Here is a 20,333-nt window from a genome sequence, read left to right as displayed (position 1 = left end):
CCGCGGGTGTCATCGCGCGATCGCCTCGCGCACCGCGAGCGGCACTCCGGTGGTGCCGCGCTCGATCAGCGTCGGGGTCAGGATCGTCGCGCTCGCCGCGCCCAGCGTTTCGCCGCGAAGCAGCCGCAGCAACATCATCATGCCCGTCGATCCGAGCTGGTCGATCTTTACCTGCATCGTAGTCAGCGCCGGGCTGACATGCCGCGCAAGCGGGATATCGTCGAATCCGGCGACCATCAGGTCGCCCGGCACCGACTTGCCCGCCGCGACGAGCTGCATGATGCAACCGACTGCCATCAGGTCGTTCGCGGCGAAGACGGCATCGGCGGGCAGTTGCCCCTGAAGAAGCAGGCGCGCCGCTTCGACCCCGGCTTCCTCCGAAAAGTCGCCGGGCAGGATCACCGGGCTGCGCTCGCCCGCGATCTTCGCCATCGCATCGACGAAGCCGCGCTGGCGGTCGCGGGCGTCGCGATTATGCTTCGGCCCCGCGATATGGACAATGCGCCGCGCGCCGCGCTCGATCAGCGCTTCGGTCATCAGCCAGGCGCCGCGATAATTGTCGACCGCGACATAGGGCAGGTCGAGTGCCGCCGCGTCATAATTCAGCAAGACCGTAGGCAGTACCGGATCGAGGTGCGCTGCAAGCGTTTCGGGTTTGAGTTCGGGCGGCATGACCAGCAGTCCGTCGACCCGCCCGCGCATCGCGGCGATTGCGGCTGCGGTTTCGTGCGCGCTGCCGTGCATGTTGCCGAGCAGCAGGTGCATCCCCGATTCATGCGCGACGAGGTCGATGCCGCGAATGATCTCGGAAAAGAATTCGCCGAACAGATCGGGCAGGATCACGCCCACCGTATCGCTTTTTCGGCGGGTCAGGCTGCGGGCGCCGCTGTGCGGAACGAAGTTCAGCTTCTTGACCGCGGCGAGCACCGCGGCACGCGTCGGGGCGGTGACATTGCTGTGGCCGTTGATCGCGCGCGACGCTGTGGCCACCGATACGCCCGCCTCGCGGGCGACGTCCCTCAATGTTGCCATATCCGCTTCCCCCTCTTTCCCCAACGACGCTCGGCCGCTTTTGCGACTCCGTTCTTTCGGCTTGCCGGGCATGGAAGATATCCAAAGTAACCGGTTACACAGGCCGATGGCAAGTTCATTCGGATGCTCCCTCCGCAATGCGGCTTTCGCCCGCATCGAACAGGTGGATGCGCTCGGTCCGAAAGGTCACGGGGACCGCGTCGGCCTCGCGCAGCGTCCCGTCGTCGCGCAGCTGGCACGCGATGCTCTGGCCGTCGGGGCCGCGAAGATGCACGGTAGCCAGACCGCCCAGCCGCTCGACGAACGCGACGGACAGGTGGAGGGCCGCCGCCTCGTCCCCGACGACGACGTCTTCCGGGCGAATGCCGATCGAAACGGGTGTGCCCGGGGCGAGCGGTGCGGCAGCCGGAATGGCGACCGATCGCCCGTCGGCGAGTATCGCGGTCGCGGCGTCCGCCACCGTCGCGGGCAGGATATTCATGCGCGGGGTGCCCAGGAATTGCGCGACGAAGACGTTCGCGGGCCGCTCGTAAAGCTCGCGGGGCGAACCGGTCTGTTCGACCCGTCCGTCGCGCAGCACGATGATGCGATCGGCCAGCGTCATCGCCTCGGCCTGGTCGTGCGTGACATAAAGAGTGGTCGTGCCCAACGTGCGGTGCAATTGAGCAAATTCATATCGCATCCGCACGCGCAGGTCGGCATCCAGGTTCGACAGGGGTTCGTCGAACAGGAAGATTTGCGGCTGACGGACGATTGCGCGACCGATCGCAACGCGCTGCCGCTGCCCGCCCGACAGGGCCGCCGGCTTGCGATCGAGCAGGCTTTCGATATTCAGGATTTCGGCAGCCTGCCGGACGCTGCGATCGATTTCGGCGGTGTCGGTTTTGGCGATGCGCAATCCGAACGCCATATTGTCGAACACCGACAGATGCGGATAAAGCGCATAGCTTTGAAACACCATTGCGATGCCGCGCTGCGACGGCTGCATGTCGGTGACGTCGCGCGATCCGATCCGGATACGGCCGCTGGTCAAATCTTCCAGGCCCGCGACCGAACGTAGCAGGGTCGATTTTCCGCACCCCGACGGTCCGACGATCACCGCGAATTCCCCGTCGGCGATGTCGACCGAAATGTCGTTGAGGACGCCTATCGCGCCAAAGCGCTTTACCGCGCGCTCGATCGAAAGGCCTGCCACAATCAGTGGGCCGGGATGAGGGTCATGGCAAAGCCACCCCCGGCTTCCATCCGAACGGGCCACCGGCTGTCCGCCGTCACGTCCCGTTCCTCGACCGTCATGGCGAACGGATTGCCTCCGATGCCGCCGCCCGCCCCGTCGCGCCATATCTTGGCGCGAAAATGCTTGCCCTTTGGCAGAAATCCGAAATCCACGGTGAAATCGCGCGGCTGCTCATCGGTGACGCCGCCGATATACCAGTCCTCGCCGCCGCGCCGCTGGCGTGCGAAGACGGCATAGTCGCCGACGGCGCCGCCCAGCATGCGGGTGGCCTCCCAGTCGACCGGGACCGCTTCGATGAAGGCCAGCGCGCGCGGGTGGGCGGCATAATTATCGGGCAGGTCGGCTGCCATTTGTACGGGGCTGTAGATCACGACATAATTTGCGAGCTGCTTCGCAAGGGTCGACGGGATGCGACGCCCGCCCTTGCCGGTCAGGCTGACGATGCCGGGCGTATAGTCCATCGGTCCGGACAGCATGCGCGTGAACACCAGATTCGCTTCATGGTCTGGCGGATTCGGCGGATCGCCCCACGCGGCATACTCCATCCCCCGCGCGCCCTCGCGGCTCACCCAGTTGGGATAGGTCCGCCGCAACCCGCTATCCTTGATCGGTTCGTGGGTATTGATCGCGATGTGTCGCTTCGCCGCCGCCTCGACCACGGAAAGATAGTGGCGGGCCATATACTGGCCATCGTGCCAGTCCCAGATATTGGCGCCGTCGGCTCCCCGATGCAGGACCCCGCCGGCGTCGGCGACATAGCCGGTCTTCACCGCCGGTACGCCGTATCGCCGGTAATAGTCGAATGCCGCCTCCATCTGCCGGGCATAGCGCCCGGCGTTGCCCGCGGTTTCATGGTGTCCCATGATGGCGACGCCCTTCGCTTTCGCATAGGCGGCGATGCGATCCATGTCGAAATCGGGATAGGCTTTGGCGAACTCGAAATTCTGGCCATGATCTCCGATCCAGTTCCCGTCCCAGCCGATGTTCCACCCTTCGGCCAGCACGGCATCGAAGCCGTGCTTCGACGCGAAGTCGATATATTCGATCATGTTCGCCGTGGTCGCACCATGCTTCGGCCCGCTGTGCCAACTGGCCTTGTCGAGGTGCATCGCCCACCAGATGCCGACATATTTGAGGGGTTTGACCCAGCTGACATCGCCGAGCCTGTTGGGCTCGTTCAGATTGAGGATGATGTCGGAGGCCGCGTAAAGGCCCGGTGCATCCCGGGCGATCAGGATCGTGCGCCAAGGGGTTTCGAACGGCGCTGTACGATGAACCTTCGCGCCCTGCGACGACGGGGCCAGACGGGTACGAAAGCGTTGCCCGTCAAGCCGCTGGAGCCAGAAACCGGCATAGTCGACGAGCGAAGCCTCGTGGATCGCGATATGCAATCCATCCTGGGTTCGAAAGGTCAGCGGCGAATGCGCCGTACCCACCTCGTTCGCCGGGGTGCGATGATACAGATATTCATAGCGGTTCCATTCTCCCGCCGGAATCCACCATGCCTCGGCTTCCGGCGCGATGACGAACTCGGTCAGCTCCTCGTCGATTTGCACATCGCGCAGGGACTGCTGGTCGGGAAAGGCGAACCGGAAGCCGATGCCGTTGTCGAACGCGCGCGCGATCAGGTCGATGCGACGCTTCCCGCCGATCAGTTCGACGATCGGTACCCGCATTTCGCGATAATGATCGCGAACGAACCGGTTCTCGCCCCACGGTTGTTCCCAGCGACTGTCGGCATCGCGATAGCTCGCGTCGCCCAAGGCGGTGCTATGCTCGAACTTGCCGGCGCCGCGGAGCATGAAGCCCAGCTTCGATGGGGCTATGACCGCTTTGCCGTCGCGCGTGACGCTGTAGGTCGGGATTTCGCCGACCGTCGTCAGTTCGAAACACAGGCGTTCGTCGGGGGAGCAGACGCGATGCGTCACATCGTCGCGGGCCGCGACGGGCACGGCCGATAGCGCGCTTCCCAGGGCGAGCAGCGTCAGAAGCGATCGGTCGATCAATGGACCGTCGCCGAAGCCGCCGCCTGCACCGGCGGTGTGCGCGCCGCTGCCAGCGCGAAGACGCAAAGCACCGCATAACAGAGTGCTGGCAGGATCAACGCCGCTCCATAGCCGAGCGCGTCGGAGAGCGCGCCGACCAACACCGGAATGGCCGCCCCGCCGACGATTGCGGTGCACAGCAGGCCCGATGTCGCCTCGGCACGCGCGCCGGCGCGTTCGAGTGTCAGGGTGAAGATCACCGGGAACATGATCGAATTGAAAAGCCCGATCGCCAGCGCGACAAAACCGGCGCTTACGCCCCCGACGGTGACGACATAGAGGCAAAGTGCGCAAGCGATGGCCGTGAAGACGGCGAGCAACTTCGTGGCCGATACGCGCGCGAGCAGTGCAGAGCCTATGGCGCGGCCCACCATCGCACCACCCCAATAGAAGGCGACGGCCTTGCCGGCTTGCTGAAGCGAAACGCCGGGAACGCCGTCGCTACCCATCGCGAAGCCGAGCAGGGGCACACCCAGCGGTGCGTCGGATTGTCCCCAAATCGCGTCGCTGTTCAGGAAGAGCGCCATCTGGGTTCCGATGGCCACTTCGGCGCCGACATAGAGGAAGATGGCAAGAGCGCCGAGCTTGGCCCAACGCGACGCGAACGCCTCGCCCATCAGCTCGAAGATGTTGGCGCGCGCGGTTCCCAGCGGTGGCGGCGGCACCGCGGCGTCGACGATCCGCCGGCTGACCCAGAAGAAAAGGAATAGCGCCGCAATCAGCCCGCATATCCAGAAATAGGCCGAATCGATCCCTGCAAGTGCTTGGTTGCGCACCGCATCGGTCACGACAACGCCCTCCTTTACCTCAACCCCCTGGAGGAACAGATGGGCGCCGATCAGCGGGCCGAGGAAAGTCCCGAAGCTGTTGAACGTCTGGCTCAGGGTCAGGCGCAAATGGCTGCGTTTCGGGTCGCCGAGCGCCGCGGCGAGGGGGTTGGCCGCGACCTGGAGCACGGTGATCCCGCTCGCCAGCATGAACAGCCCGAGCAGCACCAGCGGATAGACCGCGAGGTTGGCCGCCGCCAGCATCACGAGGCAGCCGCCGACCATCGTCGCGAGCGCGATCAGGATTGACGGGACCGAATGGACGCGCGCGATAAGCGCAGCCGCCGGAAAGGACATCAAGCCATAGGCAATGAAGAAGGCCGAGGCCGAGAGTTGTGCTTCCGCGTCGCTCAGCGCGAAGATGCCCTTGACCGCGGCGACCAGCGGATCGATCAGCGAGGTTATGAAGCCCCAGGCGAAGAACAGGACCGTTACGGCCGCGAAGGCGGCAAGGGCGGTCGACCGGCCGCCGGGCACGGCGCGCGTCTGGTTCGGCAATTCCATGCGGTTGGTCCTCTTCCCCTTATATGCTATGAGGTGTCAGGTCTAACGGGCGCCCGCATCCGATGCAACCGGTTACATCCGGCGCGCGCCATCCCTCCTGTCCGGTGCGGAAATATTCCTTGGGCGCCCACTGGCGCGTCGCGTCGCGACTGGTTACATGGGCCGCCACCAAACGAATCGCGCGCGCCGCCCCCTCGCTGCCGGGGCGGAAGCCGCGCCGCAGCAGAAAGTGGCACCTCATGCAGATCAAGACCGGCCTCACCTTCGACGATGTGCTGCTGGTGCCGGGGCCGTCGGATATTCTTCCGTCGGACGCCAATCTTGCGACAAAGCTGACGAGCGAGATCAGCCTCAATATCCCGATCCTGTCTTCGGCGATGGATACCGTCACCGAAGCCGACATGGCGATCCTGATGGCCCAGATCGGGGGCATCGGCGTTCTCCACCGCAACCTGACGATCGAGGAGCAGGCGGCGGCGGTGCGGCAGGTCAAGCGGTTCGAGAGCGGCATGATCGTCAATCCGATCACCATCGCGCCCGATGCTTCGCTGTCCGATGCGACCGCCTTGATGGCGCAGCATAATATTTCGGGCATTCCTGTTGTGGAGGCGGGCGGGAAGCTTGTCGGCATCCTGACCCATCGTGACGTGCGCTTCGCGGAAAATCCGAAGCAGCCGGTGCGGGAATTGATGACCGCCGAAAATCTCGCGACGGTCCGGCCGGGCGTCGGCCAGGACGAGGCGCGGCGGTTGCTCCACCAGCGCCGTATCGAAAAGCTGCTCGTCGTCGACGACGCCTATCATTGCGTGGGCCTGATCACGGTAAAGGATATGGAAAAGGCCGTGACCTATCCGGACGCCACCAAGGACGCGAGCGGCCGGCTGCGCGTCGCCGCGGCCACCAACACCGGCGACAGCGGCGTCGAGCGCGCCGAGGCGCTGCTCGATGCCGAATGCGACCTGATCGTCGTCGATACCGCGCACGGTCACAGCAAGATGGTCGGTGTGACGGTCGAAAAGATCAAGAAGCTGTCGAACCGCGTTCAGGTGCTGGCAGGCAATGTCGCGACCGGCGAGGCAACCCGCGCGCTCGTCGATGCGGGCGCCGACGGTGTCAAGGTCGGCATCGGTCCGGGATCGATCTGTACGACGCGCGTCGTCGCGGGCGTCGGTGTGCCGCAACTGACCGCCATCCTCGACAGCGTCGAGACGGCAGAAAAGCTGGGCGTGCCGATTGTCGGCGACGGCGGTCTGCGCACCTCGGGCGATATCGCCAAGGCGCTCGCGGCGGGCGCGTCGAGCGTGATGGTCGGCTCGCTGCTGGCCGGCACCGCGGAGGCGCCGGGCGAAACCTTCCTGTACCAGGGGCGGACCTACAAGAGCTATCGCGGGATGGGCAGCGTCGGGGCAATGGCGCGGGGATCGGCCGACCGCTATTTCCAACAGGATATCAAGGACCAGATGAAGCTGGTGCCCGAAGGTATCGAGGGACAGGTCCCGTTCAAGGGTCCGGCCAAGGATGTAATTCACCAGCTCGTCGGCGGCGTAAAGGCGGCAATGGGCTATACCGGCAGCCGCACGCTCAAGGATCTGCGCGAACGCGCGACCTTCGTCCAGATTACCGGCGCCGGCCTGCGTGAAAGCCATGTCCATGACGTCGCGATCACGCGCGAGGCGCCCAATTATCCGGTCGGTTGACCGGTCATCAGGTACAGCGCGTCTTTGTTTCGCAAAGTCCCTCGCGATGACGCGGGAGAAAGGTCGATACCATGACCCCTGCCGCGCGGGTTCAGACCGCGATCGAGATCCTCGACGTTATTGCAGCCGCGGCGCGAGAGGGCGGTCCGCCCGCGGACGCCATATTCGCGGAGGCGATGCGCGCCCGGCGCTATGCCGGATCGAAAGATCGCCGCGCGATCCGGGCGCACGTATATGATGCGATCCGTGCTGTCCGCACGGCGCCGCCGACCGGACGTGCTGCGATGCTCGCCCTCGCCGATCGCGATCCCGACCTGGCCGCGTGCTTCGATGGATCTCCTTACGGACCTGCCATCGCGGATGCCCAGGAGGCGCGAGCGGAAACCGGGCTTGCGTCTCCGGCGCTGATCGATCTGTTCGATCCCTCGATCGACGAAAGCGAAGCCCCCGCGATGCTTGCGCGCGCGCCCCTCGACCTTCGCGCCAACCGCCTCGTATCGAAACGCGACGCGCTCGCCGCCCTCTTCCCCGAAGGGCAGCCGATCGCGGGGGCTCCCGATGGCTGGCGCCTGCCGCCCGAAACCGCCGTAACGCAGAGTCCGGCCTATTCGGAGGGCGCGTTCGAGGTTCAGGACGCGGCCAGCCAATATGCGTCGGCCGCGCTGGGCGCTGGTCCCGACTCGGCCGTTGTCGACCTTTGCGCCGGCGGTGGCGGCAAGACGCTTGCGATCGCATCGCTCACCGGAAATGCAGCAGAAATCCTCGCCTGCGACGCCAGCCGTGCACGGCTTCAGCAGTTGTCGCCGCGGGCGGATCGCGCGGGCGCAACGCGGATCGAGACGCGGCTGCTCAACCCCGGCCAAGAGGCCGAGATGCTCGCCGACTGGCGGGGGGAGGCGACTCACGTATTCGTCGATGCCCCCTGTTCGGGCAGCGGCACGTGGCGGCGCAGCCCTGAACTGCGCTGGCGGTTGACCCCGGCGCGGCTCGAACGCCACATCGCCGATCAGGCGCGGCTCGCCGATATCGGCGCGGCTTTGGTGGCCCCGGGGGGTAAGCTCCTCTATGCTGTTTGTTCGATCATCGAACGCGAGGGGCGGGCTCAGGTGGCTGATTTTCTTGGCAGGCATCCCGGCTGGACGGCCGATAGCGGCGTTCTTCCCGAGGGGGTTGGGCGCGCGGCGGGCGGAGGATTCCTGCTGACTCCGGGCCGCGATGGCTGCGACGGCTTTTTCCTCGCAAGGCTGACGGCGCCATGTTAGCATCTTCGGGCATGAAGAAATGGGAGAATGCAATGCGCGTCAGCTTTCTGGCTCTCTCCGCCGGCCTGATCCTCGCCAGTCTGCCAACCGCTTCGGACGCGCAACGCGCCGACAACGACATATTGCCGACATCGGTCGCGCTGCAACAGCAGGGCGAGGCCGCCCAGCATCAGGGCGACCTCGACGTCGCAGTGGGCTATTATGAATCGGCGCTTGCGGCCGATCCGCGGAACCGTTCGGCGATCATCGCGCTCGCACAGGTCGCGCGTGCGCAAGGCTTGCCGGGCAAGGCGGTCGGTCTTTATCGAGAGGCGCTGCTTCTGGAACCGAATGACGTGATCGCGCTGGCGGGGCAGGGTGAAGCGCTCGCCGACAAGGGGGCGATTGCGGTCGCTCGCGAAAAGCTCGCCGATGCGCAGCGCGTCTGCAAGGGGACCTGTCCGCAGGTCGCGGCTTTGGAAAAGACAATCGCGGCTGCCGGGGACGCCAAGCGCGTCGTTGCAGCCGAGGCGATCGCGCCAAAGCCGGTTGTGACAACCGCGACGACCGGCCAGAACTAGCTAGGGTCACGATCCTGGCTCCGCGACACCGTGCCTCGCGAATCACAACGCCCGGGCCTCTTTCGAGACCCGGGCGCCTGTGACGAACGTCGCCATCCCCCTATATGCAGGCCAGGCGAATGGCCTACACTCCCTGGAGCCGGGCCTTTGGGCCGCGTTGAACCAGAAACCAAGGGCTAGGGTGCCGGCGGGGCTTTGTCACGCCTCGGAACGGGGTAAGTGATGCTTTTGCGCCGCCCTGTGTCCGATCGGCAACATATTTTGCGAATCACTCGCAGCTTGATCGCATCCGCGACCATTGCCAGGTTCGGCTCGCGTCCCTAAAGCAGCCGCCTATGTGTGACTGCGCATGCGTTCTGAAGGACCGATCGATCCCATGATATTGCGTCCCTACGAACGCGCCATCTTCAAACGTTATCTGCTTCCGCAGCGCGGCGAGGGATTTATCTTCGTGGCCGCCGCTTTCAGTTTCATTGCCGTTACGCTGGGTGTTGCGGCGCTCGTGATCGTGATGAGCGTGATGAACGGCGTGCGCTCCGACCTTTTCGACAAGATCGTCGGGATCAACGGCCATGCGGTTGTCCAGGGCTTCGGCGGCAGGCTCGACAACTGGCAGGATGTGCTGAAGGAGGCGCGGGCCACCCCTGGCGTGACCTCGGCCACCCCGATCATAGAACAACCGCTGCTCGCGACGTCGAACGGGCGGGTCGAAGGCGTTCTCGTACGCGGGATGCTGGTATCCGACATCCTCAAGAATCCGTCGCTCAACGCAAAGGTTCTTCAGGGCAGGCTCGATACGCTGTCCCCCGGGGCGGGCAATGTCGCGATCGGCAGCGAGCTCGCGCGCAACCTCGGCGCGCAGGTCGGTTCGACGATCAGTATCATCAACCCGTCGGGCCGCTCGACGCCGTTCGGAACGACCTATCGCGAAATCGCCTATCGCGTGTCGGCCGTCTTCGAAATCGGCGTGTATGATTTCGACAAGGCCTATGTCGTCATGCCGATGCAGGATGCGCAATTGCTGCTGCTGTCGGGCGACCAGATCGGGATGATCGAGGTGCAGACGACGGACCCCGACAAGGTCGGCGAGATATTGGAGCCCCTGCGTCAGAAGGTCGCGGCGCAGGCGGTCATATCCGACTGGCGATCGATGAACAGCAGTCTTTTCGAAGCCTTGTCGGTCGAACGTGTCGCGATGTTCGTGATTCTCTCCCTGATCGTGCTGGTGGCGGCGTTCAACATCGTGTCGTCGCTCATCATGCTGGTTCGAGCCAAAACGCGCGACATGGCGATCCTGCGCACGATGGGCGCGCCCAGGGATTCGGTTTTGCGCATCTTCATGGCGATCGGGCTGTCGATCGGCATCTCGGGCACGATCGTGGGCATGATCATCGGCTTTTCCTTGCTCTATTTCCGTCAGGGAGTGCTGCGCGGGGCCGAGTTCATTACCGGGCAGCCCTTATGGGATCCGTCGATACGCTTCCTCACCGAATTGCCGTCGAAGCCCGATCCGGTAGAAATCGTCGGTATCGCGGTCATGGCGGTCGTGTTCAGCTTCCTCGCGACGCTCTACCCGGCATTCAAGGCAGCGAATACCGACCCTGTGCAGGTGCTGCGCTATGACTGACGCGACGCTCGAACTTGCGGGCCTCAAGCGCAGCTTTGTACAGGCCGGCGTTACGATCGACGTGCTGCGCGGCATCGACGCGGTGCTGCGGCGTGGCGAGATCGTCGCGCTGCTCGGCCCGTCGGGATCGGGCAAATCCACGATGCTTCAGGCCGTCGGGCTTCTCGAAGGGGGCTTCGAAGGAACGATCCGCATCGATGGCGAGGACGTCACGCGGCTGGGCCAGGGCGACAGGACGAAGACGCGGCGCGAAAAGATCGGTTTCGTCTATCAGTTCCATCACCTCCTCCCCGATTTCAACGCGATCGAAAACGTCGTTCTGCCGCAGCTCATCCGCGGGACGCCGCAGCTGGAAGCCGAAGAGCGCGCGGCCGATTTGCTGGGACGGCTGGGCCTCGCCGAGCGGCTTCACCACAAACCAAGCAAGCTGTCGGGCGGCGAGCAGCAGCGTGTCGCCGTTGCCCGCGCGCTGGCCAATCGCCCGCTCCTCGTCCTCGCGGACGAGCCCACCGGCAACCTCGACGAGACGACGGCCGACCGCGTATTCGACCAGTTCGTGAAGCTGGTCCGCGATCATGGCTCCGCCGCTCTGGTCGCGACGCACAACGAGCGGCTCGCATCCAAAATGGATCGCGTATGGCGCTTGCACGAGGGGCATATCGAGCCGTAGGATCGGGCATCCCATCGACCCGACTTTCAACCGACAGGGGAGGGAATCATGGCACTTTACGATCTTTCGGCAAAACTGCCCGGCGGCGGCGCGCAATCGCTGGCCGACTACAGGGGAAAGGTTCTGCTTATCGTCAACACCGCTTCGAAGTGCGGGTTCACGCCGCAATATGAGGGGCTCGAAGAGCTGTATCGGGATTACAAGGACCGCGGCCTCGAAATCCTGGCCTTTCCCTGCAACCAGTTCGGGGCTCAAGAGCCCGGCGATGCAGAGGAAATCAGGAATTTCTGTTCGCTGACCTATGATGTCAGCTTTCCCCTGATGGCAAAGATCGACGTCAACGGCGACGATGCCGATCCGATTTTCAAGCATCTGAAAAAGCAAAAAACCGGTCTGCTCGGCAGCGCGATCAAATGGAATTTCACCAAATTCCTCGTCGATCGCGACGGCAAGGTCGTGTCGCGGCACGCGCCGACGACCAAACCCGAGGCGCTGAGGCAAGAGATTGAAGCCTTGCTCTGAACCGCCGCCCTCGCCTTTGCGAGTTCGACGGAGCGCAATCGGGCCTTCCCCGAATCGTCGCATGTGCCTAGCGTCCCGCGATGGCCTATAGCCCCTTTGTCCCTCTCCGCGTCTTTTCCAGCTACACGATGCTCGAAGGGGCGATCGACCCCAAAGCCATTGCGAAAGCGGCGCGCGAGCGCGGTTTTCCTGCGGTTGCAGTTGCCGATCGCAACGGGCTGTATGGCGTCATGGCTTTTGGCGACGCGTGCAAGGCCGCAGGGGTTCAGCCCATCGTCGGCGCCTTTCTCAGCGTGGCTCGCCCCGGACAGCGGCTTGCCAGCGGCGCCCCGCTGATCGACTGGATCGCGCTCTATGCCCAAGACGATGTCGGCTATGACAATCTTTGTGCCCTCGTGTCGGCTGCCCATCTCGACCGACCGATCGAACAGGAGCCGCATGTCGCATTGCCTGCGCTCGCGGGAAAGACCGATGGGCTGATCTGCCTGACCGGCGGCGGAGAAGGGGCATTGGCGCGGCTGCTGGCCGACGAGCAGAAAACGGCTGCCGATGATTATATCGAGCAACTCGAGGCGCTGTTCGGCGGGCGCCTGTATATCGAGTTGTCGCGGCGGGGCGATCCGGTCGAAAAGGCCGCGGAAGCTGCGTTGGTCGACATGGCCTATGCGCGAGCGTTGCCGCTCGTCGCGACCAATCCGGCAAACTTCGTCGAGCCGCAGTTCCACCCGGCGCACGATGCGATGCTGTGCATCGCGCAGTCGGCCTATGTCGAAAGCGAGGACCGGCGCGTCTCCAATCCCGAGGCCTGGCTGAAGCCGGCGGAGGCAATGGAGGACGCCTTTTCGGATTTACCGGAAGCGATCCGCAACACGCTGGTCGTCGCGCAGCGTTGCGCCTTCATGGCGCCGAAGCGCAAGCCGATCCTGCCAAGCCTTGCGGGGGATCGCGAGGGCGAAGCCGCGCAGCTCAAGGCGGATGCCCACGCCGGTCTCGAAACGCGGCTTGCGCTTTACGAGGGGCTTACCGCCGAAGAACGGCTGGCCTATGTCGAGCGCCTCGATTTCGAGATCGACGTTATCACCCAGATGGGGTTTCCCGGCTATTTTCTGATCGTCGCCGATTTCATCAAATGGGCAAAGACGCACGATATTCCGGTTGGTCCGGGGCGCGGCTCGGGTGCAGGGAGCGTCGTTGCCTGGGCGCTGACCATCACCGATCTCGATCCGCTGAAGCTCGGCCTGCTGTTCGAACGCTTCCTCAACCCCGAACGCGTGTCGATGCCCGACTTCGATATCGACTTCTGCGAAACCCGCCGCGGCGAGGTGATCCGTTATGTGCAGGAAAAATACGGACGCGATACGGTTGCGCAGATCATCACCTTCGGAAAGCTGAAGGCGCGCGCGGTACTGAAGGATACCGGCCGCGTGCTCCAGATGAGCTATGGCCAGGTCGACCGGCTCGCAAAACTGGTGCCCAATCATCCGACCGATCCGTGGACGCTCGAGCGCGCGCTGAACGGCGTGTCGGAACTGATGACCGAATATAAGCAGGACGACGGGGTACGCCGTCTGTTCGACATGGCGCGCCAACTGGAGGGCTTGCCGCGGCACAGCTCGACCCACGCGGCGGGCGTCGTGATCGGTGACCGGCCGCTCGACCAGCTTGTGCCGCTCTACAGGGATCCGCGCTCGGACATGCCGGTGACGCAGTTCGACATGAAGTTCGTCGAAACCGCGGGACTGGTGAAGTTCGACTTTTTGGGTCTCAAGACGCTGTCGGTGCTCAGGGAGGCACGGCGACTGCTCGCGCTGCGCGGGGTCGACGTCGATCTGGATACGCTCGCGTGGGACGATCAGGGGGTTTATCAGCTGCTCCAGCGCGGCGACACCGTCGGCGTGTTTCAGCTTGAATCCGAAGGGATGCGGCGGACGCTGTCGGCGGTGAAACCGACCAATTTCGGCGACATCATCGCGCTGGTGGCGCTCTATCGCCCCGGGCCGATGGACAATATTCCGCTGTTCGGCGCGCGCAAGAACGGACGGGAAGCGATCGCTTACCCCCATCCGCTGCTCGAGGGCATTCTTGCCGAAACCTACGGCATCTTCGTCTATCAGGAACAGGTCATGCAGGCGGCGCAGATTCTCGCCGGCTACAGCCTTGGCGGCGCCGACCTGTTGCGCCGCGCGATGGGCAAGAAGATCCAGGCCGAAATGGACGCGCAGCGCGAAACCTTCGTCGCCGGCTGCGCCGAACATAATGACATCGACGCAAAAAAGGCGAACGAGCTGTTCGATTTGATCGACAAATTCGCAGGCTATGGTTTCAACAAGAGCCATGCCGCCGCCTATGCGTTGCTCGCTTATCAGACCGCCTGGCTGAAGGCGCATCATCCCCATGAATTTTTTGCCGCATCGATGTCGTACGACAGCCATCAAACCGACAAGCTATCGATCTTTATCGACGATATGCGCCGGCTTGACGTCGCGATCGCGCCGCCGTCGGTGAATGAGAGCGAGGCCGATTTTTCAGTCAGCGAGACCGACGAGGGACTGGTGGTGCGATATGCACTCGGCGCGCTCAAGGGCGTCGGCGAAAAGGCGATGGAACAGCTTGTCGCCGAGCGGCAGGCGCGCGGCGATTTCGCCAGCCTCGACGATTTTGCAGGGCGGATCGACCCGAAATTGCTCAATCGCCGTCAGATCGAGGCGCTCGCCGCCGCCGGCGCGTTCGACGGTATCGAGCCCGACCGTCCGCGCGCCTTCGCCGGTGCCGAGGCGTTGCTTGCCTGTGCAAACAGTTCGGCGCACGAGCGATCGACGGGGCAGGGCGGGCTGTTCGGGGGCGACGTCGACCTTGCCCCCGTGCTTCAGCTGTCCGCCGCCGAACCGTGGACGCTGGCCGAGCGTATGACGCGGGAAAAAGACGCGTTCGGCTTCTACTTCTCGGCACATCCGGTCGAGCAATATGAGGCGATCGTCGCGGCGCGCGGTGCGCGAAGCTATGGCGACATCTGTGAAAATGTCGACATGGTACCGGGCACGCGCGTGCCCATGACGATGGCGGCGATGGTGGAAAGCGCGCGTCCACGCGTGTCGCAGCGCGGCAATCGCTTTCTGAACCTGACATTGTCCGACCGCAGCGGGCAATTTCAGTCGAGCTGCTTCGATGAGGGGGCAGGCAAGATATTGGAAACGCTTGCCGCCGAAGGGGGCTGCGCACTGCTTGCCGTCGAACTCGACCTGCTCGAAGGCGAAGAAACACCGCGTGTGACGGTGCGCGGCGCGCAATCGCTGACGGACATCGCCGCGACGGCGACGCTGCAACTGACATGCCGGGTGGACTTGCCCGAAGCGATCGGAGAAATGGCGGCGCTGCTCGAGCGCCGCGACGATGCGCGCGGGCGCGTCATCGTGGCCACCGGCGATGCGGGCACGGGTGAGACGATCCGCATCCGGCTCGGCCGCAACTTCGCGCTGAACCCGGACGTCGTCGCGCGGCTGGAGATGATGGCGGGCGTCAGCGAACCGGCGCTGTCGCTCTATACCCCGGGTGATTTCAGGGTCCGCGGCTGAGGCTAGGGTCAGGACTCTAAGGCTTGCACCCCGCAAAATCCCGCTTATCCCTTGGGAAACGCCAGAGAGGATGCCGATATGGGAATGCAGGGCCAGCCGTTACTCGTTACCAGCCTGATCGACCACGCCGCGCGCGAGCATGCCGGCCGCGAGGTCGTCACGCGCTGGGCCGACGGCAGCATGACGCGATCGACGTGGGGCGAGGTGGGCGTCGATGCGCGGCGTTTCGCCGCCGCGCTCACGAAGCTCGGCATTCAGAAGGGCGACCGGATCGCGACGCTCGCGATGAACCACGGTCACCACCTTGTCAGCTGGTACGGCACCGCGGGGATGGGCGGGGTTCTCCATACGGTCAACCCGCGGCTCTTCGACGAACAACTCGTCTATATCGTCAACCATGCCGAAGACCGGATGCTCTTTTTCGACGCCGCCTTCCTGCCGATCGTCGAGCGGCTGCGCGACCAGCTGCCGACAGTCGAACATTTCGTGCTGTTCGATGCGCCCGCGCGGGATGGCTATCTCTCGTACCGCGATCTGCTCGATGCCGAGGACGGACGCTTTGAATGGGTCGAACTCGACGAGCGCGACCCGGTGGGACTTTGCTACACCAGCGGCACGACGGGCAATCCCAAGGGCGTGCTCTATGAGCATCGCTCGAACGTCATCCATGCGATCACCGAAATCCAGCCCGACGTGTTCGACCTTTCGAACCGCAGCGTGGTGCTGCCGATCGTGCCGATGTTCCACGCCAACAGCTGGGGCGTGCCCTACGCCGCCGCGACCGTGGGCGCAAAGCTTGTCTTTTCGGCGACCAACGACGCGCAAGTGCTCTGCGACCTGATGCACGACGAAGGGGTGACGCACAGCGCCGGGGTTCCGACCGTGTGGATCGCCATGTTCGCGCATATGGACGCGACGGGGATCGGCTACGGCAAGCTCAAGCGCGTGATCATCGGCGGCTCGGCGGCGCCGCGCGCGATGATCGAGCGCTTCATGCGCGCCGGCATCGACGTTGGCCATGCCTGGGGCATGACCGAAACCAGCCCGATCGGAACGATGGGCAAGCGCCCGTGGAACTGGGACGAGATGAGCTTCGACGCGCAGGTCGACATGGTCTGCCGTCAGGGCTGTCCGCCGTTTGGCGTCGAGTTGCGGGTCGTCGACGACGAAGGCAACGAACTGCCGCGCGACGGCGAAACGAGCGGTCGATTGCAGATCCGCGGGCCGTGGATCATCCAGCGCTATTTCCGCGCCGACGAGGATGCGGTCGACGGGAGCGACTGGTTCGACACCGGCGACGTGTCGGTCATCCACCCCGACGGCGTCATGCAGATCACCGACCGCGCAAAAGATGTCATCAAGTCGGGCGGCGAGTGGATCAGCTCGATCGAGCTGGAAAATGCCGCGGTGGGTGCGCCGGGGGTGCAGGAGGCCGCGGCGGTCGGCGTCTATCACCCCAAGTGGGACGAGCGGCCGATCCTGCTGATCGTGAAGAAGCCGGGCGCAGAGGTGAGCGAGGCGAGCATCCTCGACTATTTGAAGGACAAAGTCGCGAGATGGTGGCTGCCCGACGAAATCGTTTTCGTCGACGAACTGCCACACACCGCGACCGGCAAGATATTGAAGCGCCAGATTCGCGACGATTACAAGGATTACAAGCTGAAGTCGCTGGTGGGGGCTTGAACCACCCGTCGCCCCAGCGAAGGCTGGGGCCGCTAGAGCATGATCCTCTTTCATTGAAACGCGTGTGCTCCCGCGAAGGCGGGAGCCCATCTGCTGCTGGTGCCAGCTTGAACCGGCCGGAGATGGGTCCCCGCCTTCGCGGGGACACACGCCCTTTGCAAACGCTTCACTCAAAGTTGATCGCGCTCTATCGCTTCAGCGCGACGCCAGCGGCCCCCGCCTTCGCGGGGGCGACGGGATTTTCAAAACAACTCCATCTGCCCGTCGCGTTCGGGCGGGCGGAACAGGTCGCAGCTGAGCGATGGAAAACTGCGGTCCATGCCATGTTCGCGCGCGGCGCGCTTGACGCGCTGGCGGATCAGCTGCGGCCAGATCCCGTGTCCCTTCATGCGAGTGAAGAAGTTCGGATCATTGTCGCGCCCGCCGCGAATGTCCTGCACCATGTTCATCACCTTTGCGGCGCGGTCGGGGAAATGCGCGTCGAGCCAGGCGCGGAACAGCGGCGCAACCTCGAACGGCAGGCGCATCAGAATGTACGAAGCACGAATCGCTCCGACCCCGGCTGCCGCCGCCATGATCGCCTCTATCTCGTGATCGGTGATCGCGGGGATGATCGGCGAGATGTTGACCTGCGTCGGCACCCCGGCGTCGATCAGCGTCCGTATCGCTGCGAGCCGCCGCTGCGGATGCGGCGCTCGCGGCTCGAGCGTGCGCGCGACCTTCGGATCGAGCGTCGTCACCGAAATCGCGACGCCGACCAGATTGTCGCGCGCCATATCGGCGAGAAGGTCGATATCGCGCAGCAGCCGGTCGGACTTGGTGGTGATCAGCAAGGGATGCCTTGTCTCCGCAAGCACCTCGATCACCGAGCGGGTGACGCGCCATTCGCGCTCGATCGGCTGATAGCCGTCGGTATTCGTGCCGATCGCGAGCGGAGCGGGTTTGTAGCCACGCTTCGCCAGTTCCTGTCGCAAGAGTTTCGCGGCATCGGGTTTCGCAAACAGCCGGCTTTCGAAATCGAGCCCCGGCGACAGGTCGTGGAAGGCGTGGGTCGGGCGCGCGAAGCAATAGATGCAGCCGTGTTCGCAGCCGCGATAGGGATTGATCGAGCGGTCGAAGCCGATGTCGGGCGATTTATTTCGCGCGATGATCGTCTTGGGGTACTCGACCATCACCGTGGTACGTAGCGGCGCCGCCGCGCCGTCGATCTCTTCGGCCGCGTCGAGCCAGTCGCCGTCCGCCGCGCGCTCGAGCGAGCCGGTCCGCGTCGGGCGCAGATTCGTCGGCGCGCCGCGGCCGGCGATCGGGGGCAGGGGCTTCGACGATTCCACCCGCCGAAGATAAGGTGCCGCCGAGAACAAAGAAAGAACAATATTCCATTTCGTCATTCCCGCGAACCCGGGGCCACCGATGTTATAACTCGGCGAGCCTCGGGTTGGGGGGTATCGTTTGCGAAGTCGAGAATCCCCATGAGCGAGCCGTGGAGGGTGGCATGAACTTCGCCGCGCTTCTCGCCGGGATGCAGGACGATCTTGCCGACGAGCGAACGGATGTCGCTTGAGGCATCGAGCTGCGTTTCGGGGTCTTTGAGCGTGTCAGTCAGCGCCGCGACCTTGCGCTTGTAGATTTCGGCGATGCCGGGATGGATATCCGGGATGCCTTGCGGCGCCACTGCAAGACGCGCGATGATTTCGGCGCGGTCGCGTTCAAGTTCGGCCATGCGCGCCTTCATCGTCGGCTGATACAGACCGTCTTCGATCGCCGCCATGATGCCCGCGACGGCTTTGTCTATCTTCGCCAGCGCGCGGTTGTCTGCGTCCGCCTGGATGCGCTGCTCGCGGTTCTCGCGATTGATATGCGCCGCATAGGCGGCCACGGCCGCCTCGATCTTGTCGGCCGATACGAGCCGGTCAGCAATGCCGGCGAACGCCCGGCGCTCCAGTGCCTCGCGCCGGATCGTCCGACCGTTGGAACAGGAGCGACCGCGATGGTGGCCGACGCAGCCATAGCGGTCGTCGACGACGATCGCATAGTTGTCGCCACAGATGCCGCATTCGAGGAGCCCGGACAGCAGATAGGCGGGACGCCGGGCGTTCAGAAGCGCACGCGCCTGTGCAGCTTCCTTGACGCCAGCATAGCGCTCGGCAAGCGTCGCCTGTTGGCGCTTGGCCGCTTGCCACATCTCATCGCTGACGATGCGAAGCTCCGGCACCTCGTTCCTGATCCATTCGGATTCAGGATTGAAGCGGGTGACGCTTTTACCGCTGCCCGGATCGGTAACATAATGTTTGTGGTTCCAGACCCGGACCCCGACATAAAGCTCGTTGTTGATGATGCCGGTCCCGCGCCGCACGTCACCGCGGATGCTCGTGTCGCGCCACGCAAGGCCTTTCGGGCCGGGGATGCCATCGGCGTTGAGATCGCGCGCGATCGCAAGCGGGCTCTTGCCGTCCGCGAACTCGCGGAAGACGCGCTCGACGATCAGCGCCTGCGCCGGATCGATTTCGCGTTCGCCGCGCACCAGTTCGCCTTCGCTCGTGAGGCGGCGGACCATGCGGTAGCCATAGCCGACTGCGCCAGCGGAGAAGCCCTGTTCGACCCGCCCGCGCAGCCCGCGATGCGTCTTCTTTGCAAGGTCTTTCAGGAACAGCGCGTTCATCGTCCCCTTGAGCCCTACGTGCAGCTCGGAGATTTCTCCCTCGGCGAGGGTGACGAGCGGTACCCGCGCGAACTGGAGATGCTTGAAGAGCGTCGCAACGTCGGCTTGATCGCGTGATACGCGATCAAGCGCCTCGGCGACGACGATATCGAACTTCCCGGCTTGAGCATCGGCCAGCAGCTTCTGGATACCGGGACGCAGGATCATGCTCGCGCCCGAGATGGCCGCGTCCTCGTAGCTGCCGACAAGCTGCCAGCCTTCGCGCTCCGCGCGCTCACGGCAGATACGCTGCTGGTCGGCGATCGACGCCGAACTCTGCTGATCGGAGGAATAGCGGGCATAGAGCGCGGCGCGGATCATCATGTCTTCCTTTGGAGTGGCGGAACGGAAGTCCCGCACGACTGACAAGACAGTGTCGCGCGCCGATACCCTAGCG

14 protein-coding genes are annotated in these 20,333 nt (G+C 64.5%); 8 read left to right on the top strand and 6 right to left on the bottom strand.

The genetic code is table 11. The annotated features are described in order from the left end of the window. Positions 1-9: 9 nt before the first annotated feature. The 4 genes from AC58D2_RS11360 to AC58D2_RS11345 form a co-directional block, all read right to left on the bottom strand. Entirely contained in the window at positions 10-1,032 is a 1,023-nt protein-coding gene (locus AC58D2_RS11360; protein ID WP_497390332.1) for a LacI family DNA-binding transcriptional regulator, read from the bottom strand. Positions 1,033-1,147: 115 nt separating this feature from the next. Continuing rightward, positions 1,148-2,227: an ABC transporter ATP-binding protein gene (locus tag AC58D2_RS11355; protein ID WP_497390330.1), complete on the bottom strand. Its 1,080-nt coding sequence runs from the start codon at positions 2,225-2,227 to the stop codon at positions 1,148-1,150. A 2-nt stretch (positions 2,228-2,229) separates the two neighbouring features. Continuing rightward, the gene (locus tag AC58D2_RS11350; RefSeq protein WP_497390328.1) at positions 2,230-4,341 is read right to left on the bottom strand and encodes a glycoside hydrolase family 97 protein; all 2,112 of its coding nucleotides are present in this window, start codon (positions 4,339-4,341) and stop codon (positions 2,230-2,232) included. Beyond that, entirely contained in the window at positions 4,272-5,645 is a 1,374-nt protein-coding gene (locus tag AC58D2_RS11345) for an MFS transporter (RefSeq protein WP_497390326.1), read from the bottom strand. Before AC58D2_RS11345 ends, AC58D2_RS11350 begins: the two co-directional genes overlap by 70 nt. A 239-nt stretch (positions 5,646-5,884) precedes the next feature. On the opposite strand from AC58D2_RS11345, the gene guaB reads away from it, so the two are divergent. From guaB to AC58D2_RS11305, 8 genes are all read left to right on the top strand, one after another. Further along, on the top strand, positions 5,885-7,342 hold the full coding sequence (gene guaB, locus AC58D2_RS11340; RefSeq protein ID WP_497390324.1) for an IMP dehydrogenase: 1,458 nt from the start codon (positions 5,885-5,887) through the stop codon (positions 7,340-7,342). A 71-nt stretch (positions 7,343-7,413) separates the two neighbouring features. Then, positions 7,414-8,604, top strand: a complete 1,191-nt coding sequence (locus AC58D2_RS11335; protein ID WP_497390322.1) for an RsmB/NOP family class I SAM-dependent RNA methyltransferase — start codon at positions 7,414-7,416, stop codon at positions 8,602-8,604. 11 nt (positions 8,605-8,615) lie between these two features. Further along, complete coding sequence (locus AC58D2_RS11330) at positions 8,616-9,164, top strand: tetratricopeptide repeat protein (RefSeq protein ID WP_497390320.1); 549 nt, start codon at positions 8,616-8,618, stop codon at positions 9,162-9,164. Between the two features lie 376 nt (positions 9,165-9,540). After that, complete coding sequence (locus tag AC58D2_RS11325; protein ID WP_497390318.1) at positions 9,541-10,791, top strand: lipoprotein-releasing ABC transporter permease subunit; 1,251 nt, start codon at positions 9,541-9,543, stop codon at positions 10,789-10,791. Beyond that, complete coding sequence (locus tag AC58D2_RS11320) at positions 10,784-11,461, top strand: ABC transporter ATP-binding protein (protein ID WP_497390316.1); 678 nt, start codon at positions 10,784-10,786, stop codon at positions 11,459-11,461. The genes AC58D2_RS11325 and AC58D2_RS11320 overlap by 8 nt, the downstream gene beginning before the upstream one ends. A gap of 48 nt (positions 11,462-11,509) precedes the next feature. Then, positions 11,510-11,983 (top strand): glutathione peroxidase, encoded by a 474-nt coding sequence (locus tag AC58D2_RS11315; RefSeq protein WP_497390314.1) that lies wholly within the window; start codon positions 11,510-11,512, stop codon positions 11,981-11,983. A gap of 80 nt (positions 11,984-12,063) precedes the next feature. Continuing rightward, positions 12,064-15,555 carry a DNA polymerase III subunit alpha gene (dnaE, locus tag AC58D2_RS11310; RefSeq protein WP_497390312.1) on the top strand — a complete coding sequence of 1,164 codons (3,492 nt, stop codon included), beginning with the start codon at positions 12,064-12,066 and terminating at the stop codon, positions 15,553-15,555. Between the two features lie 78 nt (positions 15,556-15,633). Next, positions 15,634-17,238, top strand: a complete 1,605-nt coding sequence (locus AC58D2_RS11305) for a long-chain fatty acid--CoA ligase (protein ID WP_497390310.1) — start codon at positions 15,634-15,636, stop codon at positions 17,236-17,238. Between the two features lie 242 nt (positions 17,239-17,480). Here the strand turns inward: AC58D2_RS11305 and AC58D2_RS11300 are convergent, their stop codons facing one another. Both AC58D2_RS11300 and AC58D2_RS11295 read right to left on the bottom strand, forming a co-directional pair. Then, on the bottom strand, positions 17,481-18,569 hold the full coding sequence (locus AC58D2_RS11300) for a PA0069 family radical SAM protein (protein WP_497390308.1): 1,089 nt from the start codon (positions 18,567-18,569) through the stop codon (positions 17,481-17,483). Between the two features lie 53 nt (positions 18,570-18,622). Continuing rightward, positions 18,623-20,257 carry a recombinase family protein gene (locus AC58D2_RS11295; protein WP_497390306.1) on the bottom strand — a complete coding sequence of 545 codons (1,635 nt, stop codon included), beginning with the start codon at positions 20,255-20,257 and terminating at the stop codon, positions 18,623-18,625. Between the last annotated feature and the right edge of the window lie 76 nt (positions 20,258-20,333).

Source organism: Sphingopyxis sp. CR5 (genome assembly GCF_059693785.1).
Note: the sequence above shows the minus strand (reverse complement) of the source record. Positions and strands in the feature narration are given on the sequence as shown.